This window comes from Citrobacter amalonaticus (assembly GCF_018323885.1).
GTDB classification, from domain to species: domain Bacteria; phylum Pseudomonadota; class Gammaproteobacteria; order Enterobacterales; family Enterobacteriaceae; genus Citrobacter_A; species Citrobacter_A amalonaticus.
Genome location: NZ_AP024587.1, coordinates 115808 through 125776 on the forward strand (window position 1 = coordinate 115808; position 9969 = coordinate 125776).

General features: G+C 56.0%; 3 protein-coding genes. All 3 read left to right on the top strand.

All coding sequences use genetic code 11. The features are described from left to right. Positions 1-596: 596 nt before the first annotated feature. From traD to KI228_RS23940, 3 genes are read left to right on the top strand one after another with little or no spacing between them, the layout of a single operon-like run. Positions 597-3152: a type IV conjugative transfer system coupling protein TraD gene (gene traD, locus KI228_RS23930; protein WP_212807619.1), complete on the top strand. Its 2556-nt coding sequence runs from the start codon at positions 597-599 to the stop codon at positions 3150-3152. Then, positions 3149-8572, top strand: coding sequence for a conjugative transfer relaxase/helicase TraI (gene traI / locus KI228_RS23935; protein ID WP_212807621.1), 5424 nt, complete (start codon positions 3149-3151; stop codon positions 8570-8572). Before traD ends, traI begins: the two co-directional genes overlap by 4 nt. Before the next feature lie 28 nt (positions 8573-8600). Then, a complete protein-coding gene (locus KI228_RS23940; protein ID WP_141227211.1) occupies positions 8601-9389 on the top strand; it encodes a DsbA family protein in 789 nt (262 codons plus the stop codon). The last annotated feature ends 580 nt before the right edge of the window (positions 9390-9969 follow it).

The following is a 9969-nucleotide window of genomic DNA, read 5'->3' on the forward strand; positions in this document are numbered from 1 at the left end:
CCCTCTCAGACTGATATTCACCATGCTCCTTCCTGGCAGGGTGCGTCAGTGCTTTCTGTCAGTCTCCTGAAATTTCGCTTCCTCGCAGGACTGCACTTAGTGCAGTCCTGCCTGCGGCGAGCGCTGTATTATTAACAACCAAAGGTCAATTATTATGAAACCACATATCACACGGACTACTTTGTCCGCTATGGCTTATGCCGCAATCACACTGGCCTCGACAATCCTGCTCCTGGAAATGTACGGCCCTGACATTATTAAGTATCAATTGTCACATTCAATGTTCTTCTCGTACCTGAATGCGTTGAAATACAGTGGGTTTTCCCAATGGGATGCACTTCTCCCGCTTACAACCTTCATGATCTGCCTCACAGGAGGTCTGTTCTGCGCCTGGTTCTGTGGGTTTCTTCTTAAAACTAGTGACGCAGTCTTATACGCGCTGCGCTGTCTTACTGGCAAAGTATGATTGAGCCAGCTTGAATAAGCCGGAAGTTTTCCTACTTGTAGCCCTACCTTTTACAAAACCATTTTCAACTTTTCCTTTCTGATAACTCCATCACCGTAGCGGTGATGCGATAACGGCCGGACAAAATTCTATGAGCTTCGCAGGAAAAAATCTCACCCAGGGCGGGCAGATGACCGCCTACCGCTGGCGCATGTTCATTCAGGTAAACAACTGGATAGGATTCTGGATCTTCATCCTGTTCGCCGTGTTGACTACCGCCATTTTTCTCTGGCGCATTCCTCAGGAAGCCCTTGATAACGGCTTCCTATGGTGGTTCGCCAGCCTAAACAGCAGTTTTATAGAGCTGATGCCAGCAACAGGTACTCCAAAAATCTACGACGTCCACTACTGGTATGCGCCAACCGCAACAATGATGGTGCTCAAAATGACCCTGCCGCAGATATACGCTGATGCGTACATGCAGGCAATGGGCAACCTTTGCCTGAGTGAGTTGCAGTGGGCGGCTAGTGCCAGCGGGTTGTTCAGTATGGTGGTGTTTATTGCCATTACCTGGTTTATCGCTGATATCGGTCGGAAGGAGAGTGAAGACGAATACATTTCCGGCATGCAACTGACCGACAAGCCAGCGGAAGTGAATAAGCTGCTGCGGAAAAACGATGAGATCTCCGACCTGCGTGTTGGCGATCTGCATATGGTCAGGATGGCGGAGGTACTTAACTTTCTGATGCACGGCACTATCGGGGTAGGGAAGTCGACGCTTATACGCTGGCTACTCGACTACATACGCAAGCGTGGTGATCGAGCCATCATCTACGACTCCGGCTGTACCTTTACCGAAACCCACTACAATCCGTCTACCGATTTCATCCTTAACGCACACGACGAGCGCTGCGCCAACTGGCAGATGTGGGGGGAGTGCGTCGACGCGGTCGATTACGACAACCTTGCCGCCAGCCTCATCCCGGTTGAAGGGGATTCCGACCCGTTCTGGGTATCCAGCTCGCGTACCATTTATGCCGACCTAGCAATTCGTATGTCGACCGATCCGGAACGCAGCATTGAGAAGTTCCTCAAAACCTTGCTGTCCCTCAGCATGAAAAATCTGCGCGACTATCTGGCCAACACGCCCTCAGCCAACCTGGTTGAGGAGAAGATCGAGAAAACGGCAATTTCCATTCGCTCTGTGGTGACCAACTACGCCAAAGCCCTCCGCTATCTGCAGGGGCTGGATAACGGAACGAAGCCACAGTTTACCATCCGGGAGTGGATGACGCAGGAACGCTATGACAGCAGTTGGCTGTTCATTTCAACCCAGGCCCGTCACCGCAAGAGTGTACGCCCGTTGATCTCGCTGTGGGTATCTCTGGCCACGCTGATGCTGCAGAGCATGGGTGAGAACAGCGACCGTCGTGTATGGTTCATTATCGATGAAGCACCCAGCCTGCAGCGTATCCCGGAGCTGGCAGAGACGCTGGCAGAAGGGCGCAAGTTTGGCGGCTGTTTCGTGCTGGGGATGCAGAACATGGCGCAGCTGGTTCATGTCTACGGTCGCGAACTGGCCAAAAGTATTTTCGACCTGATGAACACCCGTATGTACGGACGTTCGCCGAGCGCCGAGATGGCCAAAGTGGTGGAAGAGGAGCTGGGCAACCAACGTAAGCGCAAAATTCGTGAGCAGAACAGCTATGGTCTGGACCAGGTGCGTGACGGTGTGTCACTCGGCAAGGACGAGGTGAATAACCCTATTGTCGACTACGAGCAAATCATGCGTCTGCCAAACCTCAATTTTTATGTGCGCCTCCCGGGTGAGTATCCGGTCATCCGTCTGAAGCTTAAATATCGCGCACCGAAGAAGCGTCAGGCTGGCCTGATAGAGCGCAACATCCGCGATGCGCTCAGTCCGGAGCTAGAGAAAGTTATTCAGGAGAATGAGCGTGCAGCGGCAGCAGCAGGACTGACCTTCCCGACCGGTGACGAAGTGATGGAGAAGGGTAACGAGACATCTTCTGCAACTGACGGTACTACTCCGGTTTCTTCATCAGGGAGGCCCAGTTCGCCGGCAACATCAGCTGTCGAAAAGGTGGCTCGTACTCCAGTGGAAACATATAAACCGTCGCGCAATGCATCGCCTGAGCTGAAGCCGGTACCAGCCAGGGAGCCAGTCACATCGCGAATAGAGCCAGTCGTGACTGAAAATCACTGCCCGATGACAGACCCTGCCACCGTAGACAAAAAAGACAACTTCGTTTCACTTCGGTCTTTTCCTGCTTCAGTCAATCTTCAAAGAGATACCGCGTCCCTTAATCCGGAAATTCCTGCAGCGCTGCAAAAAATCAGGAGTAGAACCCAGATGGAGGAAACCGCTGAACCACCTGCAGCCGGCGCACTGGGGATGTTGAAACGGCGGCTCAACACCGGAGCCAACTCAGGTGGTGAAGAAGATCAGACCAGCGACAGTGCGGGCGAATCAATGAACCTGGACATGAAGGTGACTGTACTGCCTGACGGCGGCCTGAGTCTGACGGCGGCCGGGAAGTCCGAGGTACCGCAAGCTCCGGATGAGGTACACCGGACTTCCCGGCAGATGGCGAAGGAAGAAGAGAACATTTTACTTCACCGCCAGGCAGACGACCCGGGTTACGACGAAAACGACCAACACTATTACGACAGAGAGCCAGAACTATGATGTCAGTCGCCCCAGTAGCGTCAGCCGGCGAGGCTGCAGGCTACTACAGCAATTCCGATAACTACTATTTTCTGGGCAGCCTGCAGAGCCTGTGGATGGGGGAAGGTGCAAAAGAGCTGGGTCTTGAGGGAAATGTCCGTGCCGATGATTTGACGGCCGTGCTCGAGGGTCGCCTGCCGGACGGCTCAAGGCTGGGCAAGGAGGTTAATGGCCAGCACGTCCACCGCCCCGGCCATGACCTTACGTTCTCAGCGCCCAAAAGCGTCTCAATACTGGCCTTAATCGGTAACGATAAAGAAATGGTGGAAGCGCATAACCATGCCGTCCGCGTGGCGGCCGGCTATGTGGAGAAGCTCATCTCGGCCCGCGACACGAACGACGGCGTCACGTCCATCGTACACACCGGCAAGATGGTGGCAGCCGCCTACACGCATGATACTTCGCGCAATCTTGACCCGCAGTTGCACACCCATCTGCTGATTGCCAACATGACAGAGTATGCGGGCAAATGGAAAGCCCTGGCCACAGACTATATTCATAATGCCGGCTTTATCGAGACCGTCATGAAGCACCAGGTCACGCTCGGGAAAATCTATCGCAGCGCGCTGCGCGAGCGGGTTGAGGCGCTCGGCCATGAAGTGGAGGAAGTTGGCAAGCATGGCATGTGGGAGATCAGGGGCGTTCCAGAAGAAGTCAGGGACGAATATTCCTCACGGGGCCGGGAAATTCAGGGGGCCGTGGGGGCTGAGGCCACACTGCGCAGCCGGGATGTGGCCGCGAAAGACACCCGCAGGGCGAAAGTCGACCCTTCGCGTATGCGCCTGATGGAGCGCTGGCTGGGACAAATGAAGGAAAAGGGATTTGACCTGAAAGCGTATCAGGAGAGCGTAGTGCCGCGTGATCCAGGTCTTCGTGAGACACCGCCTCAGTCGGAGCGAGACCATCAGGCGACACCGGTTCGTACCGAGCCTGAACAGGCTTCTCCGCAGGCGCAGTCCCGGACAGAAAAGAATGTCGACACACCTGCACAACCCGCAGAACGGGAGAACCTGTCCCGTCAGCCTGTAGCACAGCAGACTGATACGCTGAGTCAGCCAGCTCAGACCGGACCCGGAAAAACACCGGCGACCATGAACTTTCCCGCAGCGCAGCCGGACACTGAAATACCCCGCCCTGAACTGGCTGAGGCAGTACGTCTGGCCATCTCGCAGTTAAGTGACAGTAAAACACGCTTCACATTTGGCGATCTGATGCTGACCACGGCTGAATTGAGCGAACGGCTGCCTGAGATTCAGGATATTCGTGTGGCTATCGATGCGGCTCTGAGGGACGGCATGATTGTGCCGCTGGACAGTGAGAAAGGGGTGTTCACCTCCCGTATTCACCTGCTGGATGAACTCTCGATCCAGGCGCTGAGTCAGGATCATCTCAAATCCACCAAAGTCGTCAGTTTCACCCGTCCGGCGCAGTACGCGTCGGCGGCACTGGAAGTTGTGGAGAAAGACGCCCTGGTTCTGATGAATGCCCCGTCAGGTGTGGTGGGCATCCGTGACCTGACCGAGCAACTGGCCGGTATTTCCAGCGCGAATGGTCGTGACGTGCTGGTGCTAGCCAGCTCTGCCGAGCGCGCCATTTCGCTGGCTAAATCCGATGATCTGCGGGAGCGGATTATCAGCCGTCAGCACGTTCTGAGCGGTGATTTCCACCTGAAACCCCAGAGCACGCTGATAATCGAAGGGGCAGAGCGTCTGGGATTAAAGGAGACATTGGTTCTGCTGGGCGAAGCGCGTGCACAGGATGCACAGCTGGTCTTTCTCGACAGCGCCGGGCGTCAGGCGAACGGTAATGCCATGTCCGTGCTGGAGTCTGCGGGGGTTCCCCGCTCCCGTCGTACAGAGCCGGCACCCGGGCTTGAGGCTGAAGTGGTCAGTATTCCTAACAAACGCGACCGCTACGAGGCGCTGGCCAACAGGTTCGCAGAGCTGAGCGGAGGCAATGAAAACGTCACCGCCGTCGTGGTTGGCAGGCGTGAACAGGCACAGATGACGGGTCTGGTGCGTGAGGCGCTGCAGAACTCAGGGCAGTTGGGGCGTGACGGCGTGGAGATAGAGGCACGGCAGCCGGTCTGGCTCGACAGCAAAACTCGCCGCATGCCCGGTTCATACCGTCCCGGCATGGTGCTTGAAGATCGCACGGATGCAAAAGCGCGTAAGTCGTATGTGATTGATCGGGTGCACGAGGACACGCGAGTACTCTCGCTAATTGATGGTGACGGCGTGCTGGCCAGGATGAAAATCGGGGATATCAGTGCAGACTGGCGTCTCTTCAGCCGTGAAACCCTCAGTGTGGCCACCGGCGAAAAACTGCTGGCCGTGGCGGGGGACCGCGAACACAGTCTGAAGGCCAAAGATCGTCTTGAGGTGACAGGGATAAGTGAAAAGGGAATTGAGGTGAAGCGGGGGAAAGACACCCTTACACTACCAAAAGACCAGCCGCTCTATCTGTCACATGCTTACGTGACTGCTCCGGGCGGACGGGATAACGACACCGGCGTGGTGCTGGCAGCGCTTAACAGCCGCGACATATCGTCCCAGACCATGAACTCGCTGGCACAGAGTGGCCACCGGGCGGAAGTGTTCACCGCCGAAGTGCAGGACCGTGCTGAAGCCCGTCTGCAGCGCATGAAGACAAATACATCGCCCGTGCAGTTGGTCAGGAACCTGAGTGGCCACCAGGACGTCAGTAAGGCGGTTGGTTCACTGCATGACAGCGTCCGGACGGACGCGGGACTGGCCGTCTGGCGAGCAATCAACGATCAGCGCACCGTGGTGATCAGCGAACTTAAGCTGGCGACGGAAGCGCAAAAATATCATCCCGACCTTGAGGCCATCGGGAATGAAATCGGGCTGATGGTAAAAAACGGCGAGCTACTGTCCGTGTCTGCAGGTGGAGAACCGGTGCTGGTCTCCCGGGCCACCTGGGAGATGGAGAAAGCCATTCTACGCGTGGTGGAGGAAGGAAAAGGCACGCAGCAGCCGTTGCTGGAACAGGTACCAGAGGCCGTGCTGAACGGCATGACCGATGGCCAGAAAAAATCGACCACCCTGGTACTGGGTACCACGGACCAGTTTATCGGGATTCAGGGCTATGCCGGCGTGGGGAAAACCACGCAGTTGAAGGCGGTGATATCTGCACTGGAGACCTTACCGGCGGACGTTCGCCCAGTTATGACGGGGCTAGCTCCGACCCACCAAGCGGTAAAAGAGATGAGCGACGTCGGTGTCCAGGCGCAGACTATCAAATCCTTTATCGTTGAGCATGACCAGGCGACGGCAGCAGGAGGGAAGCCCGACTATAAAGGGCAGGTGTTTCTTATCGATGAGTCCTCAATGGCGGGCAACCAGGATACGGCGGCACTGTTCCAGGCCATTGCCAGCGGCGGCGGTCGCGCAGTCTCGATGGGGGATATCGACCAGTTTGAATCAGTCGACGTGGGCGCACCGTTTAAGCTGATGCAGGAGCGCAGCCCGATGGATGTGGCCATCATGAAGCAAATCGTCCGCCAGAAGGACCTGCAGTTGCGCGGTGCCGTTCACGACATCATTGATAACCGGATCGATGCAGCCCTGCAGCGCATTGAAACCCAGCCGGCTGACCGTGTGGCACGTAGCGCTGCAGCCACGCTCCCCGTGAGTGCCATTCAAGAAACGGAGACGCCCGTAAACGACATCGTGGCTGACTGGACGGACCGGACACCGGAGGCACGGTCCCGTACGCTAATCATTGCGCAACTGAACGCCGACCGTAAGGCGATAAATGCCGGCATTCATGCCGCGCTTACTGCACGGGGAGAACTGGGGGAGAAAGCCATTAAGGTGCCTGTGCTCGATAAAATCACCCATACCCGCCATGAGTTCAACAAAACAGAGGCGTGGCAGCCGGGAATGGTGGTTAAACGCGGTGACCGCTACCAGGATGTGCTGGCCGTTGACCGTAACGGCAGAACGGTGACAGTACGTGATGAAGAGGGGAAGATTGGCCTGTATTCCCCTAAGGAATTGATCACCGGCGACGTGCAGCTGTTTCGCCGCAGCGAAATGGAAGTCCGCACCGGCGATCAGCTTAAGTTCACGGCGACAGATCGCGAACAGGGTCAGATGGCCAACCAGCGCTATACGGTGGAGTCAGTAAGCGAGGCGGGGAATATCCGTCTGAAGGGGGAGAACGGTCGCGTCATCATCAATCCTGAGAACGTCCGGGCGCAGCAGCATATCGACTACGGCTGGGCCGTCACCGGGTACGGTGCTCAGGGTGCCAGTAGCGATTATGTCATTGCGCTTGAGGGCACGGAAGGTGGGCGTAAGGCGCTCGCTTCACGTCGCGCCTTCTACATTTCAACCTCACGTGTGAAGGAGCACGTCCAGATTTACACCGACGGGAAAGCGGACTGGGTTAAGGCGATAAAAGCGCCGGAACGTGATATCAAAACGGCGCACGATGCGCTGGCCCCCGAAACGCAGCGTAAACAGGCGAAAGCCATCTGGGCAATGGGGCAGCCGGTGAATAAAACGGCCATCGGCCGTGCCTGGGTGCGCCATCAGGGCATGCAGGACGCGTCACTGACGGCAAAAATCATACCGGCCACCCGGCGCTTTCCCGAACCGGCGATGGCACTGCCGATGTATGACAACAATGGCAGGAGTGCGGGGCTGGCCCTGGTCTCCCTGGTCTCAAGTCCGGAAGGACGGATGACGCAGGGGGAAACCCGAATGATCATGACAGAACGTGCCCGTGGCGCGGTGTTGCAGCGGAGCAAGTCCGGTAACACGATTGTGGCCAGCGACCTGACGGCCGCGCTCGATGCTGTACGAAATCACCCAAAAGATGGCGTAGTCTGGCAGACCGGCGATGAACCGCCCTCAGCATGGTTGCTTAAGGTGAGCGGTGGGTCAAAACAGGATGTGTCACCGGGTATTGTCTCCGCGCTGACGGACGAGCAGAGCGTACAGCAGCTGCGTGAGCAAATGCTGGCAGACCAGGTTCGCAATGAAGAAGCCGGGCGGAGCAGGCCGCCGGAGTCGTTGCTGGCGGAAGTTCCGCAGGAAGAGGTGATCAGACTGAAACCGGAAGAGATTAACCCGCGTAAACCGGAACCACTCAACCCGGCTGCTGATGTGATCGCTAAGGTAAGAGGTGAAGAACACACCGATGGACAGGAAATAAAAGCCGCTGCAGAAGTCAGGAGTGTGCTGGCAGGTGCTGATAAAACATCCGGTGAACTGTCGCGGGCATCGCGTGTGATTGCAGACCTGGCAAATACTGAACGCGACATGCTCAGGGCGGCAGAAAATACTGAACGCGGCCGCATGCCGGAGCGTGAAGAGCAGACCCTTACCCGTACCATTCAGAAAGAACGTTAATTCCCCTTATAACCATGAGAATCAGGCAATGAAAGCAAACAAATTAGCAGCATTAATAGTTACAACATTCATTAGTTTTAGTTCAACATCACACGCTTCAGCACCTCAGCCTATATTCAGCCCGGAGCAGGAGGCACGTATCGGCGAAATCGCTGCAGACTATCTGGTGTCCCACCCGGAGATTCTGGTGACGGTCAGTAATAAGCTGCAGGAACAGCAGCAGATCCGTAAGCAGAAGATGTTTGCACTCAGCGTCATGGAGAATCAGTCGGGCCTTCTGCATGATCCGGATACACCGGCTTTTGGGCCTGAAAATGCGAAGGTCGCAGTGATTGAATTCTTTGATTACCAGTGCGTGTTCTGCAGCCGCTTCGCACCAGAGCTGGAAAAGGTTATGAAAGCGCAGCCGGACGTCAGATACGTCTTCAAGGAGTGGCCAATATTTAGCGGGCGCTGGGAAGCTTCACTTCAGGCGGCTCAACAGGGGCTGACAGTCTGGAAAAAGAAAGGGCCGCAGGCCTATGTGACTTACCACAATGCTGTCTACGCAACCGGCCACAATGAGGGCAAACTCACGACGGAAGACATACGGGAGGCAGCGTCAAAAGCCGGACTGACAACGCCAGCGCCGGGCGATAATACCGCGTTCCTTGAGAAAAACAGCAATCTGGCGGAGGCGCTGGGACTCACCGGAACGCCGGGCATTATCGTGATGCCCGTAACCGGAGCCACACCGGATACCATTACTGTCTTTCCGGAAGCCGTTACTGCTGACAGGCTTCAGGCCGCAATCCGGAAAGCCACCCGGGAGCAATGATCCTCAGTCCGAGGAATGTCTCCCGCCAGAGACTGTTCTTCATGTTCCGCGCGTAAATGCCATCTTTCCATTCCGTTCTCCTGCGCTTCCTCGATCAGGCCTGCTGGCCTGATACTGCGGCGAGCGCTCCCGGTTAAAGTCCTTTATGGACAATTAGCATGCAAACTATGAACGGTTATCTGGTCTAACATCTGGAAAAATCGATAACGAACGGGTAGTATTCGGATCGTCAGCGATCGTCTTGTGGTGGGACAGATTGTTGATTCAGATTACTTTTGTGACCTAACTCAAACTGATAGTTTGACTGCTTTGTGGTGAGGCAGGCGGGTGGCAGAAGATGGATTTACGGAAGAAATGCGGACTTCCGAAAAAAAACAGGGACAGGACGTGTCCAGTAAAACGTTCAGGAGCAGGTGACGGGATTTCCCGGAGCCTGAATGCACAAACCCCCCGAAATCTGTCATCAACTTGGCGGAAGAGTCAGATATCAGGGGGTCCAAAAGCAGGCGCGTTGCCTGTGAAGGATTATAACGCATGCACCATAGAAAACAACACCCGGCCGCCATAAGTACAGGCCGTC